Annotated in this window: 21 protein-coding genes; 12 read left to right on the top strand and 9 right to left on the bottom strand. The window is 61.8% G+C overall.

The genetic code is table 11. From position 1 onward, the window contains the following. Positions 1–647 precede the first annotated feature (647 nt). A complete protein-coding gene (locus tag C6558_RS31715) occupies positions 648–3,035 on the top strand; it encodes a hypothetical protein (protein WP_107028133.1) in 2,388 nt (795 codons plus the stop codon). Between the two features lie 384 nt (positions 3,036–3,419). Here the strand turns inward: C6558_RS31715 and C6558_RS31710 are convergent, their stop codons facing one another. The 3 genes from C6558_RS31710 to uxuA all read right to left on the bottom strand — a co-directional run bounded on the left by C6558_RS31710 (position 3,420) and on the right by uxuA (position 6,663). Then, on the bottom strand, positions 3,420–4,214 hold the full coding sequence (locus C6558_RS31710) for a L,D-transpeptidase (RefSeq protein WP_057207651.1): 795 nt from the start codon (positions 4,212–4,214) through the stop codon (positions 3,420–3,422). Positions 4,215–4,768: 554 nt separating this feature from the next. After that, the gene (locus tag C6558_RS31700; RefSeq protein ID WP_057207650.1) at positions 4,769–5,461 is read right to left on the bottom strand and encodes an RraA family protein; all 693 of its coding nucleotides are present in this window, start codon (positions 5,459–5,461) and stop codon (positions 4,769–4,771) included. Next, positions 5,458–6,663 (bottom strand): mannonate dehydratase, encoded by a 1,206-nt coding sequence (gene uxuA, locus C6558_RS31695; RefSeq protein WP_057207649.1) that lies wholly within the window; start codon positions 6,661–6,663, stop codon positions 5,458–5,460. The genes C6558_RS31700 and uxuA overlap by 4 nt, the downstream gene beginning before the upstream one ends. A gap of 205 nt (positions 6,664–6,868) precedes the next feature. Here uxuA and C6558_RS31690 point away from each other — a divergent pair, with 205 nt between their 5' ends. The 8 genes from C6558_RS31690 to C6558_RS31655 all read left to right on the top strand — a co-directional run bounded on the left by C6558_RS31690 (position 6,869) and on the right by C6558_RS31655 (position 15,144). Then, on the top strand, positions 6,869–7,624 hold the full coding sequence (locus C6558_RS31690) for a FadR/GntR family transcriptional regulator (protein ID WP_057207648.1): 756 nt from the start codon (positions 6,869–6,871) through the stop codon (positions 7,622–7,624). A 96-nt stretch (positions 7,625–7,720) separates the two neighbouring features. Continuing rightward, a complete protein-coding gene (locus tag C6558_RS31685) occupies positions 7,721–8,686 on the top strand; it encodes a substrate-binding domain-containing protein (RefSeq protein WP_025429553.1) in 966 nt (321 codons plus the stop codon). A gap of 60 nt (positions 8,687–8,746) precedes the next feature. Beyond that, positions 8,747–10,282, top strand: coding sequence for a sugar ABC transporter ATP-binding protein (locus C6558_RS31680; protein ID WP_057207647.1), 1,536 nt, complete (start codon positions 8,747–8,749; stop codon positions 10,280–10,282). Then, complete coding sequence (locus C6558_RS31675; protein ID WP_057207646.1) at positions 10,279–11,274, top strand: ABC transporter permease; 996 nt, start codon at positions 10,279–10,281, stop codon at positions 11,272–11,274. Before C6558_RS31680 ends, C6558_RS31675 begins: the two co-directional genes overlap by 4 nt. 17 nt (positions 11,275–11,291) lie before the next feature. Continuing rightward, positions 11,292–12,077, top strand: coding sequence for an SDR family NAD(P)-dependent oxidoreductase (locus C6558_RS31670; RefSeq protein ID WP_025429550.1), 786 nt, complete (start codon positions 11,292–11,294; stop codon positions 12,075–12,077). Between the two features lie 20 nt (positions 12,078–12,097). Further along, positions 12,098–13,216 (top strand): mannonate dehydratase, encoded by a 1,119-nt coding sequence (locus tag C6558_RS31665; RefSeq protein WP_057207644.1) that lies wholly within the window; start codon positions 12,098–12,100, stop codon positions 13,214–13,216. Positions 13,217–13,225: 9 nt separating this feature from the next. Continuing rightward, on the top strand, positions 13,226–14,128 hold the full coding sequence (locus tag C6558_RS31660) for an SMP-30/gluconolactonase/LRE family protein (protein WP_057207643.1): 903 nt from the start codon (positions 13,226–13,228) through the stop codon (positions 14,126–14,128). Continuing rightward, positions 14,125–15,144, top strand: coding sequence for a hypothetical protein (locus tag C6558_RS31655; protein ID WP_057207642.1), 1,020 nt, complete (start codon positions 14,125–14,127; stop codon positions 15,142–15,144). The genes C6558_RS31660 and C6558_RS31655 overlap by 4 nt, the downstream gene beginning before the upstream one ends. An 82-nt stretch (positions 15,145–15,226) precedes the next feature. Here the strand turns inward: C6558_RS31655 and C6558_RS31650 are convergent, their stop codons facing one another. Beyond that, the gene (locus tag C6558_RS31650) at positions 15,227–15,817 is read right to left on the bottom strand and encodes a 3'-5' exonuclease (RefSeq protein WP_057207667.1); all 591 of its coding nucleotides are present in this window, start codon (positions 15,815–15,817) and stop codon (positions 15,227–15,229) included. 282 nt (positions 15,818–16,099) lie between these two features. On the opposite strand from C6558_RS31650, the gene C6558_RS40425 reads away from it, so the two are divergent. Together C6558_RS40425 and C6558_RS41460 are read left to right on the top strand one after the other, a co-directional pair. Further along, on the top strand, positions 16,100–16,261 hold the full coding sequence (locus C6558_RS40425; protein ID WP_164474919.1) for a hypothetical protein: 162 nt from the start codon (positions 16,100–16,102) through the stop codon (positions 16,259–16,261). A gap of 482 nt (positions 16,262–16,743) precedes the next feature. Next, positions 16,744–16,875 carry a hypothetical protein gene (locus C6558_RS41460; RefSeq protein ID WP_255569924.1) on the top strand — a complete coding sequence of 44 codons (132 nt, stop codon included), beginning with the start codon at positions 16,744–16,746 and terminating at the stop codon, positions 16,873–16,875. A gap of 62 nt (positions 16,876–16,937) precedes the next feature. Here the strand turns inward: C6558_RS41460 and C6558_RS31645 are convergent, their stop codons facing one another. The 4 genes from C6558_RS31645 to C6558_RS31630 all read right to left on the bottom strand — a co-directional run bounded on the left by C6558_RS31645 (position 16,938) and on the right by C6558_RS31630 (position 21,153). Beyond that, on the bottom strand, positions 16,938–17,717 hold the full coding sequence (locus C6558_RS31645; protein WP_057224355.1) for a DUF899 domain-containing protein: 780 nt from the start codon (positions 17,715–17,717) through the stop codon (positions 16,938–16,940). 198 nt (positions 17,718–17,915) lie between these two features. Continuing rightward, complete coding sequence (locus C6558_RS31640) at positions 17,916–18,692, bottom strand: sulfite exporter TauE/SafE family protein (protein ID WP_057224437.1); 777 nt, start codon at positions 18,690–18,692, stop codon at positions 17,916–17,918. A gap of 97 nt (positions 18,693–18,789) precedes the next feature. Next, positions 18,790–19,566: an MBL fold metallo-hydrolase gene (locus C6558_RS31635; RefSeq protein ID WP_239637588.1), complete on the bottom strand. Its 777-nt coding sequence runs from the start codon at positions 19,564–19,566 to the stop codon at positions 18,790–18,792. A 105-nt stretch (positions 19,567–19,671) separates the two neighbouring features. Further along, complete coding sequence (locus tag C6558_RS31630) at positions 19,672–21,153, bottom strand: aminotransferase class V-fold PLP-dependent enzyme (RefSeq protein WP_057224359.1); 1,482 nt, start codon at positions 21,151–21,153, stop codon at positions 19,672–19,674. Between the two features lie 108 nt (positions 21,154–21,261). Between C6558_RS31630 and C6558_RS31625 the strand changes: the two genes are divergently transcribed. After that, positions 21,262–21,735, top strand: coding sequence for an Lrp/AsnC family transcriptional regulator (locus C6558_RS31625; protein ID WP_038577978.1), 474 nt, complete (start codon positions 21,262–21,264; stop codon positions 21,733–21,735). A gap of 62 nt (positions 21,736–21,797) precedes the next feature. Here C6558_RS31625 and C6558_RS31620 read toward each other — a convergent pair whose 3' ends face one another. Further along, positions 21,798–22,706, bottom strand: coding sequence for a LysR family transcriptional regulator (locus C6558_RS31620; protein WP_057224361.1), 909 nt, complete (start codon positions 22,704–22,706; stop codon positions 21,798–21,800). Positions 22,707–22,802 lie beyond the last annotated feature (96 nt).

Genomic DNA, 22,802 nt, shown 5'->3' with positions numbered 1-22,802 from the left:
CGCCTGACACGCACTGCGATCTCGGGATCAGCTGCGGGGCCAACATAGGTTAGCACGATCGCGAACGCGTTCACCCACCTGCGCACGGGCCGATCCGCCCGACAACAGGCTTGCGCTGCTCACCGCCATCTTGCCGATGGCATCAATCTCGGCCTGACCCGCATGGCAGATGTTACTCCAGGCCCGACGATGCGGCAGCTTGTGCGTGGGCTCATGAACGGCACATCCGGGTCAATGCTCAAAGAAACCTGCCCCTCACGGCGATCTGGGGAAGTTAATGGTCTTGATGGCAATCTCCGGCTGCATTATTGCGCTAGTCGAAACTGTCTTCAGCCGGGCACTCAAAACATCAATCGACGATGTGCCCCTTGAAGATAGGCAGAGCGCCAAGACCGACTTAGAGGAACTTCACTCTCGCTGGTCGCTACGCCTGTTGGACTGGTCGACGGGCGCCGTAGCATGATTGCCAGTTCATCTGCCTTCATTCCGGTTAGTGGCCTAGCGCGCATCTAGGCGACGTCGCGGTTGCAGCGGTTTCAACGAAACATTTCGGGACGGTCTCGAAAGGCAATCGTTTCGCAGTGATTGCAATGGACCGTCGTGATTTCGGTCGCAAAGTCGCCGTCACACAGGGAGACGGTGAAAGGATGGATGATTTGGAACAGGTAAAATCGGTCACAGGAAAAGGTCGGCGCAAGGCGCTGTGGTTGAGCGCCGCGTTTGTGGCGGTGCTGGCTGCCGGGGCGACGGGTTACAAGATCACACTGGAGCGCGGCGTCGAGAAGCATATCACAGCGCGCGGGGGAACAGTCGGCTCCGTCCATGTGGATTATCTCGGCCGATTTCATCTGCGTGACGTGATGCTGCCGCTAAAGGACGGCCTTAGCGCAAAGATCGCCGGCATCGACGGTCGCCCAAAATTTCTCTTCCTGAATGCGGAGCTCGAGATCGCCAACCTGAGCGCCGAGCTTGCGGGCTACAAAATCGCTGTGCCGCGCGCGAGTGTCGAGCAGCCAAATTTCGACCGTCAGACGGTCGCCGAGATCTTCGCAAACAAGAGCAGCCTGTCATTGCCGGAGCGTATCCAGCGCTTCCAGGCCAATCGCATCTTCGTGCCGGAGGTCGCGATGACCAAAATCGTCGAGGGGAATGAAGACAGGATCGTCTACAGAAACATCGCGCTCGAGGATATCAAGGATGGCCGCGTAGCACGCTACAGCTCGTCCAATGCCAGCCTGGACATGCATGTGGCTGAGGCGACTGAAGACGGGAAGACGAAAAACGCGCGCATCAACGGCTCATTTGGGGCGATGACCGGTAAGGACCTTGACGTGGGCTATGCCGCACGTTTGTACACGCAAGCGGCCGGGCCACAGGACAAGCAGGCCAAGGCGCTTTACGGCCCCTTGTCGATCAAGGATGTCACTCAGACAATAGGCGAGGGCAGCTTCCAATATGATGAGTTGCGCAGCAATGGTCTTAGCATTCGTATGCCGGCTGAGCCGCTTTTGGACACGCTGGACATGCTGCGTTCGGTCAAAAACCCCGACGAATTGCCTGCTGCCGAACGAAACGCCTTTTACATGAAAGTTCTCTCCCTGCCCGATATGATTGGCCCGGGCGATATCCAATTGCTGGGGCTCAAGGTCAAAGTCCCGGGCAAAGACAGTGGCAAGCAGATCGACCTCGATGTCGAACGCACGTCACTTCACCTGAACGGTCGCGAAGTGAACGCGAGCCTCAACGGGATCTCGATGGAAGAAGGCGATGATCATTTCCGGCTCGCTGAAGCCAGCGTCAGCGGTTTTTCCTGGCACCCGACAATGGAGGGATTGAAACAACTCCTTGTTTTGAACGATGATCAGGCTCAAGAATTTGCCTATTCCGCATTGCTGCCCGAGTTCGGGACATTCCGGCTTGCCGGTCTGGATGTCGATCTGCCGAGCGGATCGGCCGACGTTGACGAGATCGCAGCGGTCGATGACGAGGCTGCGGCGCCGAGCGAGACGACGTCTGAGGATGAAGCAACCGCTGCACCGGCAATCGACGCGCCCGATCCCAGCGATAGCAGCCGAAACAGCGATGTCGCCGTTGAGGGCGCGGACGCCGGGCCCGAAGTCTCAGCGGCGCCGGTTGACGCGGACAAGGACGGTTCGGCCATCGACGATGGCGCGGACGCTGCGGCAGATGTGGCTGCCGCTGAAATTGCAGATGCTGCTTCCGATCAAGCGAGTGATCCTGACGCTGTGGATGGTGCCGGTGACGATGCCCTTCCTCAGACTGCGCTCAACGATGATGCAGGCGAAGTCCAAGCCTCTGAAACAATGTCGACCGACATCGCATCGCTCGTGCCGCAGCGCGTGAAATTTTCGCTGAAATCCTATGAAGCGGCGCTCAGTAAACCGTACAATGGCATCCCTACCGATATTCGTATTGTATACGAGGACTTGAGTGTCCCGATGCCAGCAGACGCCAAGGACGAGGCGTTTGAGCATTTGCGAAAGCTCGGCTACGACAAACTCACCTTGTCGGCTGGGGTTGAGGGACATTGGGACGAAGCGGGCAAAAGCTTCGTCATCAAGGATATCTCCCTTGGGGGAGAGGGGATGGGCAGTGTTTCGCTGTCTGGTGTCTTGGCCGGCGTCTCAAACGATTTGTTTTCTGCTGACACGATACGCATGCAAACCGCAGCACTCGGCGTTACTGCACGGGAATTGAAGCTCCGGATCGAGGACAAAGGGCTCTTCGACAAGGCGCTGACTTTGTATGCCCGGCAAAACGACATGACGGCGGAGCAGGCGCGCGGCATGCTGGTGCTGGTCGGATCCACCATGCTGCAGCAGTTCGTGGCCGATCAGCCGAAGCTTCAAAGTGTCGCCGGGGCAGCCTCAACTTTCCTGGGAAGAGCGGGGACATTCACCCTGTCTGTCAAATCGAAGGACGCCGCAGGCATTGGTGCGATTGAACTGATGACAGCCTCCGACGATCCGGCAGGTTTCCTGGAGCGGCTCGATATCGAGGCAAAGGCCGAATAGATCCTCGTCAACGCAGCGCCGGCAGTCGTTTGACGTCGGCGTTGCATCTTGTTGCGTATGGGATCTAAACCCATGCCTATGTATCTCGTTTTCCCGGCAGCACTGCTTTCGGCGGGGCGCATCGGATTACCGCGTTGGGCTAACATGTTGTTGGCTGACATCGCGCCTGCAACGGACCGACGCTTGACCCCTCGCTCTTGCGGCTCAAGAGGCGTTGCGTCCTCAGACACTAGGAGAGATCCGGCACGCCTCCCTCTAAAGATCGCGGTCAGAGAGCTTGTCGCGAAGGGCAGACGGGTGCGGCAGGATTGAACGACTGAATTTTTTTTGGTAGGGACTGTCGTGGCTCTTCTCGATTCCCACTCGCTCGGTGCGAAGCGCCTTTCACGCCACCACAATCGGAACTTTGGTCGGCGACGCCTTGACCCGGTTGTAGAGGTCGATGACGTCCTGGTTGATCATGCGCACGCAACCGGAAGATGCCTGAGTGCCGATGGTCCACCATTCGGGTGAGCCGTGCACGCGATAGCCAGTGTCGTGGCTGTCCTTGTAGATATAGTGTGCGCGGGCGCCGAGCGGGTTGTCGAGGCCACCCGGCTGACCGCCCGTCCATTTCACCAGCTCCGGCTTGCGCGCGATCATCTCTTTGGGCGGCGTCCAGGTCGGCCATTCCTTGGTGTACTGGATCTCGGCGCGGCCGCTCCATTCGAAGCCGGCCTTGCCGATGCCGACGCCGTAACGGATCGCTTCGCCGCCTTCCTGCACCCAATAGAGATGCCGCTCGTTGAGCCGCACCACAATCGTGCCCGGCGCCTCGCCGGTCGGATCGATAACGATCTGACGGCGGAATTCCGGCCTGATCTTCTGGAATGGAACTGCCGGGATCACGAGGCCATTGTCGATCAGCGAGGCATACATCGTGCCGTTATCGGTGATGTTGCTGTCGACGCTGAGCGGTGGGATCGAACCGGTCGGCATGCGGTCAACGCCCCCGGGCGGCATACCACCCGACGGCTCGATTGATCCCAGCTCCGGGAATTCGAGCGTCTGCGAGCAGCCGGAGGCGCCAAGCAGTGTCAGGACACCGAGGCCCGAAAGCACGGCGCGGCGGGAGACGAAGTAGCCGGACTCCGGTTTGGTGGCGCCGGAGGACAGCGCCTGATCTTGCGGCTTACGCATGCACTCATTACCCCAAACGAACGGTCGGCATCATGCCCACCGGATGGGCCGCATTTTCACAATTCGTGGTTAAGAAAGCGTGAAACCATTGCCGGCCGTGCCCCACCCTTCGGCGCGTTCGACATGCCGCTCGTGCACCGGTGGTGACGATGTCGGCGACATTTGTCAGTGTGCCCGCATATCTCGTTCTGTTGATGTCTCCGTTGTGGTGGATCGGCGACCCGGCATTGCTTGCAGCCTCAGCGCGGGATTCCTGTTCGGTTATCTCTGCTCTGCCACGGTTCATCATCTCGTGCATTATCGACCGGGACGCCAAGGATCGCTGTGTTCGCGCTCAAGCGACGCCATGCGCTGCACCACCACGTGACGCCGGAAGGCAACTTCGGCGTGACCTCCGGCCCCTGGGATCGGGTGTTTGCAACCGACATCCAGCCGCGCCGCAATCCACGGCGCGCCCAACCCAACGGGCGTCACCTCGCAGAGAGATAGACGCGTTCGTGCCATAGATTTATCGCTCGCAAGGACGATGAAGACGCCGTCCCGCCACTGAGCGACTACATGACGCCGAAGCGTTCGAATGCCTCGACCGTGGACATGCCGGCCTCGATGGCAAGGCGAACCTTGTTTTCAGTTTCTGCCTTTTCGAACGCCAGCGCGATCGCTTCCCGTTCCGCCTCGCGCGGAATGACCAGAACGCCGTCGCGGTCGCCGAACAGCATGTCGCCGGGCCGAATGCGGATGCCGCCGATCTCGATCGGAACCGCATAGTCGACGACCTTGCCGCGCGGTCCCTGATCCTGAGCATAGGATCCGTAGCAGAAGGTCGGGAAATCGAGGGCCAGGATGCCGCTGCTGTCTCGGCAGTATCCGTCGCAGATCGCACCTGCGGCTTTCAGCTGGATCGCGCGTGTCGACATCAACTCGCCCCAGACGGCGTAGCGCGGCGAGGCGCCTGAACATACGTAGATTTCGTTGGGTTTCAGGCTGTCGAGCGCATGGAACATCAGGCCGAAGGGCTTGGAGCTGATCTCGGCGTGGCCGCCGGCTCCCGCGGTCGCAAAGAAATCCGCCTCAAGCACCGGCATGGCGCGCCCGACTGTCACCATGTCGTCGCGCAGGGCCCGGATCTTCGGCGGCAGGAACTGATGCTGTAGCCCCATCGTGTCCAGAATATCGCCGACAACGGCGGTGAAGAGCCGGCTTCGCATCGCCGTGAACAAGTCGGCATCGTCTTCAAAAATCTTCATAGTGTCACCTGTTTGTTCCTTGCGGCCTTGACCGCTGAAATGCCGTGCATCACGCCGCGGATCTCGGCGAGCCCCTTCAGTCGGCCGATGAGCGAGTAGCCGGGATTGATCCGTTCCTTGCCAATGTCGTCGGCAAGGAGATGCCCATGGTCTGGACGAACGGGGATCTGCCAGTCGTCGCGCCCCTCGGCACGCCGGCGCTCTTGCTCCTCGAGAAGGGCGAGAATGACGGCCGGAATATCGCTCGAGCCACCAAGATGGTCGGCTTCATGAAACGACCCGTCAGCTTCGCGCTGAACGTTGCGCAGATGGGCGAAATGGATGCGGGAGCCGAACTCACGCACCATGGCCGGCAGGTCGTTTTCGGCGCGGGTGCCGTAGGATCCGGTGCAGAAGGTCAGGCCATTGGCGGGACTGTCGGCGGCTGCCAGGATGCGGCGCACGTCATCCGCAGTGGATACGATCCTCGGCAAGCCGTAGAGCGGGCAGGCCGGATCATCAGGATGAATGCAGAGCTTCACCCCGACCTCCTCGGCGACCGGCACGATCTCACGCAGGAAGCGTGCGAGGTTTTCATGCAGGTCCTCGGCGCTGATGCCATCGTACTCCGCGAGCGCTCCAAGAAAGCCGGCGCGATCAAACTTACGCTCCGATGCCGGCAGGCCGGCAATCAGATTGCGTTCGATACGGTCGATCTTTGCTGGATCCATCGCGGTAAGCCGCGCCTCCGCCGTTTCGATCTGGGCGGGCGAATAGCTCTGCTCGACACGTGGCCGTTTCAGCACAAAGAGATCGTAGGCGGCGAAATCGATAGCATCGAAGCGCAGCGCATATCCGCCGGTCGGCAGCGGATGCATGAGTTCGGTGCGGGTCCAGTCGACCACCGGCATGAAATTGTAGCAGACCGTGCCAATGCCGCAGCGCGCCAGCGCGCGCATCGTGTCCTTGTACCAGCCGATGTAGCGTGCGCTGTCTGACGATGCCAGCTTGATCGAATTGTGCACCGGAATGCTCTCGACCACGCTCCAGCGCAGGCCTGCCGCCTCGATCAACGCCTTGTGCTTCAGGATCTGATCGTCGGACCAGGGCGAGCCGTCATAGACGTCATGAAGCGCTGAGACGATGCCCGTCGCCCCTGCCTGCCGGATGTGGCTGAGCGGCACCGGGTCATCCGGGCCATACCAGCGAAAGCACTCTTCCATCGGCCTCATCTCTTAAACTCCTGCGATCTCGGGATGATCTCTATTGTTGGACCAGATGACGCATTAAGGATCGGCGTCGGCGCAAATTCAAGCGAAAATACGTTGAGATTGTTGTTTTTCCGGCACGGCGGCAAAAATTCCGATGCAGCTCTTGACTTGTCACTCAATCTGGACCAACAAATAGAACCGCACACAGGAGGAGAACGTGGCGCACAATTCGGCAAAACCGGCGCAATCGACAGGTGTCGAGCCAGCTGAGGTCGGCAAGACGTCTGCGGTCGATAGGCTCGTCGAGCAGATCAGGGATCTGATCGCCGAACGCGGCCTCGGGATTGGCGATGCGCTGCCGACCGAGCGCGATCTTGGTGAGCAGTTTCAGGCCGGACGGAATACGGTTCGCGAGGCGCTTCAGGTCCTGCGAGCCTATGGTCTGGTCGAGACGCGGCCGAAGGTCGGTGCCGTCATCAGCGGTGGTCATGGCGAGGCGATCCGCAGGCTTTTTGCCTTTCACAACGGCATATCGCCCGATTCCTTCCGCGATCTGCAGGGTTTCCGCCGCATCATCGAGACCGGCGTCGGCGACCACATCATTCTTCATGCAAGCGAAGCCGACCTCGACAGGCTGGAGGCGGCCAATGCTCGCATCCGGACGGCTGAGAGCGTCGAGGAGGCGGCCCGCTACGATTACGAATTCCACGAGGCTATCGTCGAACTCTCAGGCAACAGGACGACCCTTGCTGCCTACCGGATGATGCGCACCGTCATCGAGGAAGTCATGCGCCTCGGCAAGGCGGAGCGGCCGGTCCAGTCGGCGACCTACGAGGCCCATGCCGAAATCATCGGCGCGCTGAGGGCGCGCGACCGAATTGCCTATGCCTATCTCATGAGCCGCCATCTCGAATTCGGCCTCAAATTCGTCGGCGCGCCGACCAGTGGACAGTCCGCCGCGACCAAGACTTGAGGCTGCGGCGGCATCGTCTTCCGCATTCAGTCAGAACCGGCCCCTTTGCCCGCGGGGCCGGCAACACGATCAAGGGCCTAGGGGAGGAGACCCAGTATGATCAAAACAAAACGCCACGTCCTGACGCTCGCAACACTTCTGGTAAGTGTCAGCTTCGCGCCGAGCGCGGTTCTTGCCGACGGCAAGGCCATCGCCGGCATCGTCTTCCAGCAGGACCAGTACTTCCGCGGCATCCAGATCGGGATGGAGAAGGCGGCGGAAGCCGCCGGCGACGAACTGCTCGCCGGAAACAGCGACAGCAAGCTCGAAAAGGAAGCGCAGCTGATCGACACCTATATCGCCCGCGGCGTCAACTCGATCGTGGTCGCGCCGCTGTCGGCCGACGCTTCGGTTCCCGCGCTCAAGAAGGCACGCGATGCCGGCATCACCGTGGTCACCTACGGCACGTCTGCCAATGGTGACGTTGCCCAGGCGACGGTGACCAGTTCAGACCGCGATATCGGCATCGGCACAGGCGAGGCGGCTGCTCCGTTTCTGAAAACCCTCGGGAATGGCGAGAAGGTCAAGATCGGGACACTCGCTTTCAAGGCGCTGTTGCCTGAGCAGTCGAACGCTCGCGTCGACGGCTTCCTTCACGTGGTGTCCTCCCAGGTCGAGATCGTCGCGCAACAGGATGCCTGGCTGGCCGAGAAGGCGCTGGCCGTTGCCAGCGACATGCTGACCGCCAACCCGGATATCAAGGTGATCTATGCCGCCAACGAAGGCGGCACGATCGGCGCGGTCCAGGCGGTGAAGAAGGCCGGGCTTGAGGGCAAAGTGTTCGTTTTCGGCACCGATGGTTCCGAGCAGCTCGCCAACATGCTTCTCGACAAGGACAACGTGCTCCAGGCAACGACGGCGCAGCAGCCTCTAGAGGTCGGCAAGCAGGCGATCGAGGCAGCGCAGAAACTGCTCGAAGGCAAGACGTTCGAGACCAAGGTCAATGTTCCCGTCCTTCCCTTGACGCGCGCAAATGCCGACGGGGTCGCCGCCTACAAGGAAGGCCTGAAGGCTCTGAAGTAAGGTTGCGTGGCAGGGCCACTCGGCCCTGCCACCATTTTCTGCGCCAACCGGGAACCACCGATGACCTACTCTCAGCCCCGGACAGATACCGCCCAAGGGCGGCTCGAGTTCCGATCCGTCACAAAGCGTTACGGCCCGACGGTTGCCCTGTCGGAGTTTACCCATGATTTTACCCCAGGGCGGGTTCATGCCCTGATGGGAAAGAATGGCTCGGGTAAATCGACGCTGATCAAGCTTCTTGCCGGCGTGACCGAACCCACGTCGGGTACGATCAGCGTCAACGGAAGAGACCAGAGCTTTACTTCGCCGCACGACGCGTTTGATGCTGGCATCGTCACGGTGCATCAGGAACTGTCGCTCGTTCCCGAACTGTCCGTCGGCGAGAACATTTTTCTCGGTCGCCTGCCGCACACCAGGCGCGCGGGCTTGCGTGTCGTCGATTGGAAGGGTTTGCACAAGCGCGCGACCGAGCTTCTGTCCGACATGGGGCTCTCGATCGATTCCCGCCAGCCGGTCTCGGGCCTCAGCGTCGGGCAACAGCAGGTCGTCGAGATCGTCAAGGCGATGTCCTTCAACCCATCGATCCTGCTGCTCGACGAACCCACATCGGCGCTCGCCTCGAAAGAGGTCAAGCAGCTTTTCGCGCTGATCGAGCGATTGCGGGCACGCGGCGTGACGATGATCTACATCACGCACCGCATGAGCGAGCTTTTCGAGATCGCCGACACCTGCACCGTCATTCGCGACGGCCACTATATCGGTGCCGTCGAGATGTCCGTGACCTCGCCCGCCGAGATCGTCGGCATGATGTTTGGCGACGCCGCCCGCACGAAACGGCCGCCGCGCCAGGTGATCGACAGGCTCAAGCCGCTGCTCGAAGTGCGCGGCCTGACCCGTGCAGGACACTTCAACGACGTCTCCTTCGACCTTTATCGCGGCGAGATACTCGGGATCGCCGGCCTGCTGGGCTCGGGCCGGACCGAGCTGATGCGCGCAATCTTTGGCGCCGACCGCATCGATGCCGGCACGGTGCACCTTGCCGGGCAATCGATGACGGGCGCCACGCCGCGCCAGATGCGCGCCGCCGGTCTTGGCTATACGCCGGAGAACCGCAAGGAGGTCGGTCTCGTGCAATCGCTGCCGACGGCCGACAATCTCTGCATGGCAAGTCTCGGCCCCATTGCGCGAAACGGACTGATCTCCCGTCGCCGCGAACAGCCACATGTCGATCGGCAGATCGCCGATTTGCATATCAAGTGCGGCGATCCGGAATTGCCGGTGTCTTCCCTGTCGGGCGGCAACCAGCAGAAGGTGGTGATCGGCAAGTGGCTGAACAGGGCTCCCTCGGTGATGTTCTTCGATGAGCCGAGCCGCGGCGTCGACGTCCAGGCCAAGCGACAGATCTTCGACATCATCTGGCACAAAGCCTCGGACGGCCTGGCAAGCATCTTCGTTTCGACCGAACTCGAGGAGGTCCTCGAAGTGGCAGACCGCATTCTCGTGATGCACCACGGTAATGTGGTGGCGGAGGTGGATCCCACTAGGACCGATCTTACCCAACTCTACGGCCTATGCATGGAAGGGGCCTCCCAATGACACTTGTCAGCCAACAAACAGCTGAAGGCGGCGGACAGAACGTCTCGCTGCGTCTCCTCAAGACCTATCCGATGGAGATTATCCTCGCGGGTCTGGTCCTGTTCCTCATCCTGATGGCGCCGGGCTTTGCCTCGACCGCCAATATCCTCAACGTGCTGCGAACCGTGGCGATGCTGGGGATCATCGCCTTCGGCATGACGGCCGTGATCATTTCGGGCGAGATCGATCTTTCTGTTGGCGCCGGGGTCGCACTGGCGGGATGCATCGTTGCCTGGTTCGCCGACGCCTACACGGACGCAATCGGCGGCTGGAACGCCGTTATCCTCGGCTTTGCCGTAGCGCTTACCGTCGGCTTTTCGCTTGGTTACCTCACCGGCCGCTTCCGGCAGTGGTTCAACGTCCCGACTTTCATTACCACGCTCGCGCTCTTTGCCGCGCTTCGCGGTGTTGCGAACCTGATTACCGGCGGCTTTCCGTTGTCGACCTTTCCGGCCGGCTTCGATTTCCTCGGTGGCGGCTACCTCTTCGGCATTCCCTTCCCGGTCTATATTTTCGTGCTCACCTTCGCGGCCATGCACTTCCTGATGAAATACACCAGCTTCGGCCGCGAGGTTTATGCCGTCGGTGGCAACATGGAGGCGGCTCGGCTCTCGGGTATCGACATCTGGAAGGTCAAGGCGCTGACGCTCGGCCTCACCGGCGCACTGACGGCGATTTCGGGCACGCTGATCGCCTCGCAGATCGGAGCCGGTACCGGCACGACCGCCACCGGCATGGAGCTTGACGTAATTGCGGCCGTCATCATCGGCGGCACCTCGCTGTTCGGCGGCAAGGGCCGCATCTGGGGAACGTTGATCGGTGTGTTGTTCCTTGGCTGCATCTCCAACGGCATGACCCTGATGAACGTCAGCGAGTACTGGCAGTACGTCGTGCGTGGCGGGATCATCCTTGGCGCCGTGCTTCTCAATCAAGTCCTGGAACGTGTGCGTTAGGGAATTCGGAGCCGATCATGACTGAATTTGCAGGAAAAGTAGCGCTGGTTACCGGAACCTCCGGTATCGGGCTGGCATCGGCCATAAGGCTTGCCACGGCCGGCGCCAAGGTCTTGGCTTGCGGCAACGATGCCGCGGCCAACCAGACGTTCGACCGGATCGCACAGGAGCGTGGCCTGGCAATGGCCTCACGATTGGTCGATGTGTCGGTCGAGGCAGATGTGGCGGCTGCCGTCGCGGCGGTTGTGTCGCGCCATGGTGGTCTTGATATCGTCGTCAACGCCGCCGCCGTTCATCCCTTCGGCACCGTGCTCGACACCAGCTTCGAGACTTGGAACCGGTGCTTGTCCGTCAATGTCGGTTCGATCTACCTGACGGGGCGCTTCGCCATCCCCGAGATGACCAAGCGCGGCGGTGGGGCGATCGTCAACATTTCCTCGGTCCAGGGCCATAGCTGTCAGCAGAATGTCGCCGCCTATGTCGCCACCAAGGGCGCCATCCATGCGCTGACCCGCGCGATGGCGCTCGATCATGCCGACCTCAAGGTGCGGGTGAATTCAGTCAGCCCCGGTTCCGTCCGCACTCCGCTCCTGTCGCTGGCCGCGCGCACCTATGGCGGCGAGGGCGTCAGCGAGGAGGAAGCCTTCGCCCGCTTCGGCGCCGCTCATCCGATCGGCCGCATCGGCGAGCCGGAGGAAGTCGCGGACCTCGTCGCCTATCTCGCATCCGATCGTGCCGGTTTTATCACCGGATCGGACTTCCGCATCGACGGCGGGCTCACCGCCGGCATCGGCGTGAAATAATCGCACAGGGAAAGAACAAGATGAAAATCGGCCTTGGCCTCTATCGTGAACAGCTCACGCCCGACAACTACCGCTTCGCGCTCCAGTCCGGCGCGACCCACATCGTCGCGCATCTGACCAACTATTTCGCCGGCAAGGATCCGAAGATCGACAGCGGCGACAACGGCGGATGGGGCGATTGCTCCACCGACCGCCTTTGGACCTATGAGGAGCTGTCGGCTCTGGTTCAGGACGTGCGGGCAGGCGGGCTCGAACTTGCCGCCATCGAGAATTTTTCGCCACGCTTCTGGCACGACATCCTGCTCGACGGACCGGAGCGCGATGCGCAGATCGACGCGCTGAAGCAACTGATCCGCGATGCCGGGCGCGCGGGCGTTCCCTGCATCGGCTACAATTTCTCGCTCGCCGGCGTTTACGGCTGGACCCGTGGCCCCTATGCCCGCGGCGGTGCTGAATCCGTCGGCTTCGGCGTTGAAGATGTGCCGGGCGCCGTGCCCGACCCGGACGCGCCCATCCCCGACGGCATGGTCTGGAACATGCGGTATCGCCGCGGTGTGCCCGGCGCCAAACCGGTATCGGTCAGCAACGCCGAGATCTGGGATCGCCTCTCGCGTTTTCTGAAGGATGTGGTTCCGGTCGCCGAGGAAGCCGGTGTCATGCTCGGTGCTCATCCCGACGATCCGCCGGCCGAGGCGCTGCGTGGCACGGCGCGCCTCGTCAACCGGCCGGAAAAGTACGATCGGTTGATGTCGATCGTCGATTCCCCGTCGAACGGGCTGGAGTTGTGCCTGGGCTCGCTTCAGGAAATGCCCGGCGGCGATATCTACGAACATGTCCGCCGGTTCGCGCGCTCGGGCCGCATCGGCTACATCCACTTCCGCAATGTGAAGGGCAAGATGCCGCGCTACGTCGAAACCTTCGTCGACGAAGGCGATATCGACATGGCCGAAATCGTGCGCATCCTGCGCGATGAAAACTATCAGGGCGTGATGATCCCCGACCATACGCCGGCAATGACCTGTGCTGCCTCTTGGCATGCGGGCAAGGCCTTTGCGCTTGGGTACATGCGCGCGTTGGTGCAGAACGCCCATGCCCTCGGACCGTCGCGGTCGCTTGTCCACGATCTCGCGGCTGAATAGGAGGCGCGGATGGTGAGGTCGGTTACCTGTGTTGCCCCGGTCGGCGACAAATGCGGCGAGGGTGCCGTCTGGTCGGCATCCGAGCAGGCGCTCTACTGGAGCGACGTCAATCGATTTCTCGTCCATCGGTATGATGAGGCGAGCGGTTCGGTCCGCTTTTGGATATTCGACGAGCCGGTGGTGGCGGTCTCCCTCACCGACGAGCCAGGGCGGTTGCTTCTGGCGCTAGCCTCAAAACTCGTCTGGTGGTGGCCGGAAACCGACCGGCGCGAGGATCACGGCTTCCGCTTGCCCGGATATCCGCGCGTGCGCCTGAACGACGGTCGTCCCGACCCGGCGGGAAACTTCTGGGTCGGGTCGATGAAGAACAATGTTCTGCCCGACGGCGAGCTTGGCGAGACGGCAGAAGGCGAGGGCATCCTCTACCGCATCGCGCCTGATGGAACGGTGAGCGAGTGGCGGCATGGGCTCGGCATCTCCAACACGCTTTGCTGGAGTCCCGATGGCAGCACCTTCTATTTCGGTGATACGCTCGCCAACGAGATCTACGCCTTCGATTACGCAATAGCGGACTGTTCGATCTCGAACGAACGGACATTCCTTGCTGACTTCTCCCGCGGTTCACCTGACGGCTCGGCGATCGATAGCGATGGCTATCTCTGGAACTGCCGTTTCGGCGGCGGCTGCATCGCGCGCATATCGCCTGAGGGTTCCGTGGCGGAGATCATCGAAATGCCGGTCACCAATATCACGACCTGCACCTTCGGCGGTGCCGACCTGAAGACGCTCTATGTCACGACGGCCAGTATCCTCTCAAAGCCCGGGGAACGGCTCGCCGGCAGCCTTTATGCCCTGACGGTCGACACCCCCGGACTGGCGGAGAACCGTTTTGGCGGGGCGGCATCGAGATGACTGAGACGACAAGGCGCGGCCTGGCCTGGGCGCATGGATGCCTGGCGGTGCAATCCCTGGGCGGCATGCTGGGGCCGGTCACTTTCCTTTTGCCTGATGGACGACAGGTAAGCCCGCTGCATGTCGCACCCTGGGGTTCGGATCCCGACAGAACGACGCTGCCGCCGATCCTGCAGGAATTGCGCGGCGAATGGCCCTGCGTGCCCTTCGGCAGCGACGGCTCGCGCCCGCTGCCGAAAGGCTGGTCGGACGCTGGCGAGACCTTCGCTGGAGCGGATGTGCCGCACGGCCACGGCTCGAACGCACATTGGAGTTGGGGCGACTGCGACGAGCGGCAGATCGTCCTGACGTGCAGCTATCCGGACGGCCATCCCGTGCGCCAATTGCGCCGGCGCATCGTGCCGGACCCGCGGGCCGCCGCCGTCGACATCACGCTCGAGATCGAGGTGCGGCGACCCTGCAGGCTGCCGATCGGCCTGCACCCCACCTTCCGCCTGTCACCCCGGCCCGGATCGGTCAGGCTCGAGCCCGGAGCCTATGGCGAGGTTCGCAGTTTTCCCGGCGACGTGGAGCCGGTGGCGACGCTGTTTGCGCCGGGCGGACGATGGTCGAAGCTTGAGAGCGTCGACGCCCGCGATGGCGCCACCATCGATGCGGCGTCCGTTCCGCTTGACCAGAATGCCGAGGAACTGCTGCAGCTGGTCGGCATCGATGGCGCGATCGCCTTGCACTACCGTGACGAGGGGTTTCGTGCCCGCCTTGAATGGCAGAAAGAGCATTTCCCAAGCCTGTTGCTCTGGTACAGCAATCGCGGCCGCAAGGCCTATCCATGGGATGGGGAACATCTCGCCCTTGGCGTTGAGCCGGTTTGCTCGGCCTTCGATTTCGGCCCGGCGGTCTCGTCAGCCGACAACCCCTTGGCATCGCCAGCCGCGCCCACGTCACTGCCCTTCTATCCCGATCAGCCGTTCGTCACGCGCTACCGGATCTCGGTCGAGGCCGCACCCATGGGGTGAAGCCATCATGGGGTGAAGCCATATCTCGCGGGCGATCTGGTGTATCGGGCTGAACCACTCCGGGCATGCCTGCCCAGCGGGCTTATTTTTTCCGGCAGGTGCAAGGGTCGTAGCCGTTGGCAAACAGCCGTCCGGCCCGCATGCCGATCATGGTCGGAATGTCGCGGACCTGCGAAATGCCCAGAGACCCGGCAATCGCAATCGCTGCCTCGGCACAGATCGCCGCGTCCTCGGCAGCGTTGTGATGTGCGAAGGTCAAGCCGAGATGACCGGCCAGGATGTTTAACTTGTGCGATCCGAGATGCGGCCAGACCTTTTGCGCCATCTTCACCGAGCAGAGATAGGACAGTTCCGGATAATCCTGCCGGTATAGATCGAGACAGGAGCGCCAGACGCTGAAGTCGAAGGCCGCATTGTGGGCGATCATGGTGGCGCCGCGAAAGTCGTCGGCGAATTCGTCCATGACTTCGGGAAACTCGCCTGCGTCCTCCACATGCTCCGGGCGGATGCCGTGGATTGCGATGTTGAAGGAGGAGAAGCGCATGGTCTTCGGACGGATGAGCCGCTCCTCGATCCGCACGACCCGGCCATCCTCGACCCAGGCCAGACCGACCGAACAGGCGCTGCCGCGCTGCTCGTTGGCGGTTTCGAAATCAATGGCGATGGTCTTCAACGTGGTGTCCCGACTGGTCTTGCGCGGCAAGGGTAAAGCCCTACAGCATCCTTCGCGCGCCCTTTGCACGCAGGAAGTATGCTGTAGCGGTGTGCGGGCGATTCGGCAAAGAGTGCAAAGGGTTCCGGTCAGTCGACCTGGCGCTCGCGACAGCTGTGATCCTGCGCGAATACCACTTGCGTTTCCCGTCAGCGTAGGAGAATCTCCGGATCAGGACAAAACAGGCTTAGGTCGCTGCCGGATACCCCAGGCTGCAACGGCAGCCCCCAAGTGGAGAAAACCATGCCCACCAGATTTCTTACGGCGATTGCAGTCACGGCGCTTCTGGCGATCTCAGGATGCGCGACCAGTGGCTCCGGCAACACGACCTACGCGCAATCACAAGGGGTCGACCCCGATATCGATCCTACCGGCACCGGCGATGAAACCATGGACGCCGACTAGCCGGCTACTACCGCATGTTTCGTTAAATCGTATTCGCTTTGGAGCAATTCAAAGTCCTACAGCGACCTTTGCACGTTTAAAAAGACGCGCGGCGCTGCAGAATGTCTCCAGTTTAGACTGAGTGGCAGAAACGCTCTACCTCCTTGTTCTTAGACGTTCCTGTCTAAGAACCGCTTCGCACTTTTTCCTGGAAGTGCTGTAACACCCTACCTTGTCCGCTTCCCTTCGCCCGTTTCTCGTGGAGGGGGCGGGCGAGTATCGATGCCGCAATGCTTGTCCAGGCCTGAAGAGAGCGCTCCGCTGCAGGGCATGCCGTTGGGGCCGGCCGTTCCGCGCCGGGAAATAGCAAATTCTAAACATCCCCGAACAGGTGCAGAACGGCTCGGGTGAGGAACATGTCCTACGGTCGCTGCCTAAGCCAATTGGGAGAGGAACATTTTGCTCGTCTCGATTTCCCCACATTGAAGGCTTGATGTAAGGCGATGGACAAAACCGGTATCGCCTTCCTCATCCTTATCTGCGTGCTCGTCGCAATCGCGCTGAGCATTCTCGCCATCAGGCCGGACGCCGACGTCGCTCCGCCCCCGAGCCCGACAATCGTTCCCAGCAATTAGCGAAACGAAGGCGACGCCCCTTGCCGCCAGTTTCGCCTTGTTTACGATGCTAAAGCTCAAGGCTAGTTGCCCGCTTGCCGGTCGCGGAATGCCGCTTCGCCCGCCTCCGACACTTCGACCCATTTCTTGTCGGGCGCGGCATCTGCGACGTAACTGTCGTTCCAGTTCCACCACTTGTAGGTTGGCGTCTGCGGGTAGCCTGGAGGTGAATCCTCCCAGACCTCCTGCCGGCCCAACGGTGTGATGTCGAGGTAGTTCCAGGTGCTTCCCATCTGTTCGTCACCGCGATTGTTGATGAAGTAGGTGCGGAAGACACGCTCGCCGTCGCGGTAGAACACGTTCGTACCGTGCCATTCGGCCACGCCGAAGTCGGCATCAAAATCGTCGGTGATGGTGAACCACGGTATGTCCCAGCCCATGCGGGCCTTGAGCCGCGCTATGTCAGCCTGCGGCGCGCGCGAAACGAAGACGAGCGTGGTGTCGCGGGCGTTGAGGTGGGCGACGTGGGCCACCTGGTCGGCGACCATGGAGCAGCCTCTGCAGCCATGATCGGGCCAGCCGAACACACCTGGTTCGAAGAAGGCGCGGTAGACGATTAACTGGCGCCGACCGGCAAACAGGTCGGTCAGGCTGGCTCTGCCCTCAGAACCGTCGAAGGTATAAGCCTTTTCAACGGCCATCCATGGCATTCGCCGACGCTCGGCGGCCAGTGCGTCGCGAGCGCGGGTCTGGGCTTTCTCCTTCACCAGCAGTTGCTGGCGCGCTTCTTCCCAGGCTTGCGGAGATACGACCGGTGGTGTCTGCATGGCCGGGTGTCCGCCTTTTTCTGCTGATGTCGTCATGGCGTTTGTAACCTCCTCGTTGGCACGGGCGACTTCGCCCGAGATTGCTCTGAAGATAGTTTCGCACCGGAGTGAAAATAACGGGAGTAACAAGTGTGGCGGCATTCTGGACCTTGCCCGGCGCCAAGCACGCTCCTACTCGTCGGCAAACGCAGCAACCGTGCGCGTTGCAGGCGCGAGGACGCAAACGAGACGACCCTATCGCGAGGCGTAGAACGCCAGACCAATGGCGACGGCGAAGGTGAGGACCGCAAACAGCATGTTCAACGTGGATTGGTACTTGCTGAAACTGTGGGCGGCGCGGCAGCCCGTAAGCGCGCCGAGGGCTCCGCCGCCGATGAAGGAGAGAGCCAGTGGCCAGTCGACCAGACCGGAGAAGGTGTAGCTTGCCCCGGTTGTAAGGCCGAAAGCGGTAATGGCAACCAGCGACGTGGCGATTGCGTTGATCGTCGGCATGCCGGTTGAAACCATCAGGCCCGGAACGATCAGGAACCCGCCGCCGATCCCGAAGAAGCCTGAGATGATGCCGGTTCCGGCGCCAAAGGAGAGCACCTTCGGTGCGTTTCTTGGTGTGCAGCTCGACGCCGGATCGCCAACCATGTGGCGCCGCCGCAACATGGTCACGCTGACGACGGCCATCAGTGCAGCGAACAACAGCAAGAGCCGTCGGCCATCCAGCGCCTTGCCGAGTGCTGCGCCGATCCAGGCGCCGACGATGCCGGTGACGCAGTACATTGCCGCGCAGCGCCATTTCACCGTCCCGTGCCGCGCATGCATCGCCAGTCCCGAAAGCGCATTGGCTGCGACGGCGACGGCGCTCGTCCCGATCGCCACATGCACGTTGCTCACCCCGACGACTTGGACGAGCAGGGGCACGGCGAGAATGGAGCCGCCGCCGCCGAACAGTCCGAGGCTGAAGCCGACGAGACCGCCACTCAAGGCTGCCAGAATGTATTGGACGAGGTCCAGTGTCATCATTCGGCGCCGGGCTGCGGGGCGAACCGCGTCGCCCGAGATGCACCGAAACCGGAAGATGGCCGGGACACGGAACGTGCCCGCGAACGGAGCGGCATCAGGACCATGCGGCACCTTGCAGGGCGTCGATGGGGAATCTCAAATAGCGCCGGCCATTTTCCTCCGGGTCGGGAAGCCGGCCGCCGTTGATGTTGACCTGTAGGGCATGGAGGATGAGCTTGGGCATCGGCAGCGTTCGGTCCCGTCCCTCGCGGAACGCGACGAACTCGGTTTCGCAGGCATAGCGTGTCAGATGGATGTTGTCCGCCTTCTGCAGTGCAACAGTGCTTTCCCAGCGCGGTTCGCGTCCACCAGGCTGATAGTCATGGCCGACGAAGATACGGGTATCGTCCGGCAGGGCCATGATGTCGCGGATGCTCGCCCACAGCGCGTTGGCGCTGCCGCCGGGGAAATCGGTGCGCGCGGTTCCGCTGTCCGGCATGAACACCGTGTCGTGCACGAAGGCAGCGTCCCCGATGAGGTAAGTGATCGATGCCAGCGTGTGTCCCGGCGAAAACATCACCCCGGCCTCGAGACTGCCGATCCGAAACGTATCGCCACGATCAAACAGCCGGTCCCATTGCGATCCGTCCGTTTTCAGGCCTGGCCAATTGTAGATGTCGGCCCACAATTTCTGGACCTTGACGATGTGCGTACCGATGGCCGTGGGCGCGCCGGTTTTTGCCTTCAGATAGGCGGCGGCGGAAAAATGGTCGGCATGCGGATGGGTATCGAGGATCCACTGGAGGTCCAGGTCCTGGGCTCGCACGAAGTCGAGCAGCCGGTCGGCATTGCCTGTCGCTATCGCGCCCGATTTCTCGTCGAAGTCGAGCACCGGATCGATGATCGCACAGGCCCGCGTTTTCGGGTCACTGACCACATACTGCACGGACCAGGTTCGCGGGTCGAAGAAAGCCGCAATGTCAGGCCTCGCCATGCCTCAGGCCTCCGCTGCAAGCGCTGCACGCGGGAAGAAGATGGCGCGCGCCGGGTCGAAATCGTAGTGTTGCTCGTAGCTGGCTGCGTCGGCGGCAAGCTTGGCGACGGCGTCGAGGATGAACGCCACCTCTTCGTCGGCGAGCAGGACGCTGAAGTTCAACCGGACAAAACCCGGCTTCAGCATTTCCTGTCCGGCAAGGATGGCGTCGCGCAGGCGTTGCGATTCCTCGTCATCGATGCCGAGCAGCCGGTGCACATAGGGACCGGCACAGGCGCAGCCACCGCGCGCCTGAATGCCGAAGCGATCGCTGAGCATGCGGGTGACGAGCTGCTGGTGGACATGGCCGCCCTTGCCGTCCTTGACGCGGAAGGAAAAGATCGGCAGCCGCTGTGGCCCGAGAGGACCGAGCAATTCCAGCCGCTCGATGCCTTGCCATGCGGCGATAGCGCGACGGGTCAGCTCGGCGTTTCTGGTCTGCATTGCCTCGGCACCGATCGCTTCCTTGACGAGGAAAGCGAGTGCGGCGCGGATATCGCCGACGACGTTCGGCGTGCCGGCCTCCTCGCGCGCCTCGAGGCTATTGCTGTAGTCGTGACCGGTGGGCGAAACGAATTTGACGGTGCCGCCGCCGGGCCAGGATGGCTTGGCGGTGATAGCCGCGTCACGCCGCAGGACCAGAATGCCTGACGTACCGGGGCCACCGATGAACTTGTGCGGCGAGATGACCACCGCGTCAATCGCAGCAGCGCCCTCGGGCGACATGTCGATCGGCAGGTAGGGTCCAGCACCGGCATAGTCCCACACCATCTTTGCGCCTGCCGCCTTCGCGATCCGGGTGACGGCCGCAACATCGGTGACGATGCCCGTGACATTGGAAGCGGCGGAAAAGGCGCAAACGACGAGATCGGCCGGTTGCTTCAGCGCTTCGTCGAGTGCAGCGAGATCCGGCCCACCAGCCGGACACTCGGCGATCTCGACCACCTCGGCACCGCTTTCGCGCCAGGGCAGGATATTGGAGTGGTGTTCATAGGGCCCGATTAGGATGCGCACGCGCCGACCGGTGGCGACCGCCTCGGTAACACCCAGCAGGCTCACCAGCCGATTGATGCCGGCGGTGGCGCCGGAGCCGGCGAAAATGACGGCGTGTTCAGGTCCGGCGCCGCAGCAGGCGGCGATCACAGCACGCGCGTCGCGGCGCAACCTGGTCATCGAGCCGCCGCAGTAGGACGCCTCGGTGTGGCTGTTGGCATAATAGGGCAGGACCTGTTCGAGGATGAAATGCTCGATCTGCATCAATGCCCGGCCCGATGCGACATAGTCGGCATAGACGAGGTTCTTGACGCCGAAGGGACCGTCGATCTTTGCAGTCTTGCCGACAAGCCCAGCCCGCAGGTCAGCGATTGCGTTGTCGCCGGCAAGGCTTTCTCGAAATGCTTCGAGCGGGCCGGTAAGATAGGGCTGGCGTGGGCACGGCGTCGTCATCGTTTCCTCCCGGAGTCGGACAGACGATAAGTCTAATCGATCGGTTGCATGCAAACCTCATCATTCTTATGCTTCTGCCAGTCAAAATCGGGTCATGTGATCGCTGAAATGGAAAAGATTGACGAAATTGATATGCGGATCCTGTCCTGCCTGCAAAAGGACGGCACGATTTCGCAGCGTGATCTGGCCGACCGAGTCGGACTGTCGCAGAACGCCTGCTGGCGGCGCCTGCAACGGTTGAACGCCAGCGGGCTTGTGCTTGGTACCCATGCCGCAATCGACGTCGCAGCGCTCGGCTTCGACCTTACCGTGTTCGTGATGATCCGCACCCGCCATCATTCCAAGGAATGGGCCGACAACTTCCGCAAGCATGTCGAGCGTCTGCCGGAGGTGACGGACCTCTACCGGATCGGCGGCGACTGGGACTATCTGATCAAGGTGGTGACGCGTGGCATGGCTGGCTATGACGCCTTCTACCAGAAGCTCATCACCGATTTCGACCTGATGACGGTCACCGGCTTCTTTTCGATGGAAACCATCATCAGCAACCGCATGCCCGACCTGCGCGGCCTGATGCGGTAGCGTGCAGTTGATGTTCCAGGGATGCCGTTGCGCTGCGCGCCCTACCAGCCGACAACGCGCGGTCACCTGTTATCGGCCGGTACCGCCGCGGCAAGGAAGGTGTCGAGTGCCGGATTCTGGTCCGAACTGCGCCACGCAAGGCCGGTTTCCACCTCCGGTACGCTGCCGGCCAGCGGCAGATAGGTTGCCCCGCGCCGCTGAAGATTGGTCATCGATTGCGGCACCAGCGCCACCCCCAGCCCGGATGCGACCAGACCGACGATCGTCTGCATCTGGATGGCTTCCTGATAGGCGGTGAACGCCAGCCCATGTTCGGCGAAATATCCCGAGACGATATCGTGAAAAGCCGGTGCCGCCCGCCGTGGAAAAACGATGAATGGCGCCTTGAAGAAGTCGGCTGGTTCCAGGATTTTTCCAGCAAACCCCTTTCGTCCTTCGTTGATCCAGGCCGTCGGCACCGCGGCAACCAGCGGTTCCCGCAGCAAAGCCTGGTAGGAAAGGGCAGGATGAAGCGACGCTTGGCTGGGGGCAATGATCAGCCCGACATCGATTTCTTCGTCGAGCAACGCCTCGATTTGGATATCGCTGGTGGCTTCGCGCATCGTCAGTTCCACATGCGGATAGGCCGCGCGATAGCGGCTGACCATGTCGGGCAGAACGCTATAGTCGGCTGTGCTGACGAAGGACAAACGCAGGTGGCCGATCTCGCCGCGTGACAGCCTTCTTGCGGTGTCGGCAAGGCCGTTCGCCCCGTCAAGCACCTGGCGGACATGGGCGAGCCATTGCCTGCCGACAGATGTCAGTTCCACGTTCCGCTTGGTGCGCTTGAACAGCTGTACCTTCAGCTCCCCCTCCAGTGCCTGTATCGATTGGCTGAGCGGCGGCTGGGTCATGTTGAGGCGAGCGGCCGCATGGCCGAAATGCAGCTCTTCGGCGACGGCGACGAATTGGCGAAGTTGCCTCAAATCCATGATGCATTCCGATTGATATGTTCAACGACTTATTTGTGCGAAAAAAGTATATTTCACAGGCCTGCTGAACGCCAGTAAACTCGACCTTGAATGAAC

Source organism: Ensifer sp. NM-2 (assembly GCF_003024455.1).
GTDB lineage: Bacteria > Pseudomonadota > Alphaproteobacteria > Rhizobiales > Rhizobiaceae > Ensifer > Ensifer canadensis.
Note: the sequence above shows the minus strand (reverse complement) of the source record. Positions and strands in the feature narration are given on the sequence as shown.

Coding starts and splice junctions, on each gene's coding strand:
- C6558_RS31715 (WP_107028133.1), top strand. CDS start 648: ATGGATGATTTGGAACAGGTAAAATCGGTCACAGGAAAAGGTCGGCGC.
- C6558_RS31710 (WP_057207651.1), bottom strand. CDS start 4,214: ATGCGTAAGCCGCAAGATCAGGCGCTGTCCTCCGGCGCCACCAAACCG.
- C6558_RS31700 (WP_057207650.1), bottom strand. CDS start 5,461: ATGAAGATTTTTGAAGACGATGCCGACTTGTTCACGGCGATGCGAAGC.
- uxuA (WP_057207649.1), bottom strand. CDS start 6,663: ATGGAAGAGTGCTTTCGCTGGTATGGCCCGGATGACCCGGTGCCGCTC.
- C6558_RS31685 (WP_025429553.1), top strand. CDS start 7,721: ATGATCAAAACAAAACGCCACGTCCTGACGCTCGCAACACTTCTGGTA.
- C6558_RS31680 (WP_057207647.1), top strand. CDS start 8,747: ATGACCTACTCTCAGCCCCGGACAGATACCGCCCAAGGGCGGCTCGAG.
- C6558_RS31675 (WP_057207646.1), top strand. CDS start 10,279: ATGACACTTGTCAGCCAACAAACAGCTGAAGGCGGCGGACAGAACGTC.
- C6558_RS31670 (WP_025429550.1), top strand. CDS start 11,292: ATGACTGAATTTGCAGGAAAAGTAGCGCTGGTTACCGGAACCTCCGGT.
- C6558_RS31665 (WP_057207644.1), top strand. CDS start 12,098: ATGAAAATCGGCCTTGGCCTCTATCGTGAACAGCTCACGCCCGACAAC.
- C6558_RS31660 (WP_057207643.1), top strand. CDS start 13,226: ATGGTGAGGTCGGTTACCTGTGTTGCCCCGGTCGGCGACAAATGCGGC.
- C6558_RS31655 (WP_057207642.1), top strand. CDS start 14,125: ATGACTGAGACGACAAGGCGCGGCCTGGCCTGGGCGCATGGATGCCTG.
- C6558_RS40425 (WP_164474919.1), top strand. CDS start 16,100: ATGCCCACCAGATTTCTTACGGCGATTGCAGTCACGGCGCTTCTGGCG.
- C6558_RS41460 (WP_255569924.1), top strand. CDS start 16,744: ATGGACAAAACCGGTATCGCCTTCCTCATCCTTATCTGCGTGCTCGTC.
- C6558_RS31645 (WP_057224355.1), bottom strand. CDS start 17,717: ATGACGACATCAGCAGAAAAAGGCGGACACCCGGCCATGCAGACACCA.
- C6558_RS31640 (WP_057224437.1), bottom strand. CDS start 18,692: ATGACACTGGACCTCGTCCAATACATTCTGGCAGCCTTGAGTGGCGGT.
- C6558_RS31630 (WP_057224359.1), bottom strand. CDS start 21,153: ATGACGACGCCGTGCCCACGCCAGCCCTATCTTACCGGCCCGCTCGAA.
- C6558_RS31625 (WP_038577978.1), top strand. CDS start 21,262: ATGGAAAAGATTGACGAAATTGATATGCGGATCCTGTCCTGCCTGCAA.
- C6558_RS31620 (WP_057224361.1), bottom strand. CDS start 22,706: ATGGATTTGAGGCAACTTCGCCAATTCGTCGCCGTCGCCGAAGAGCTG.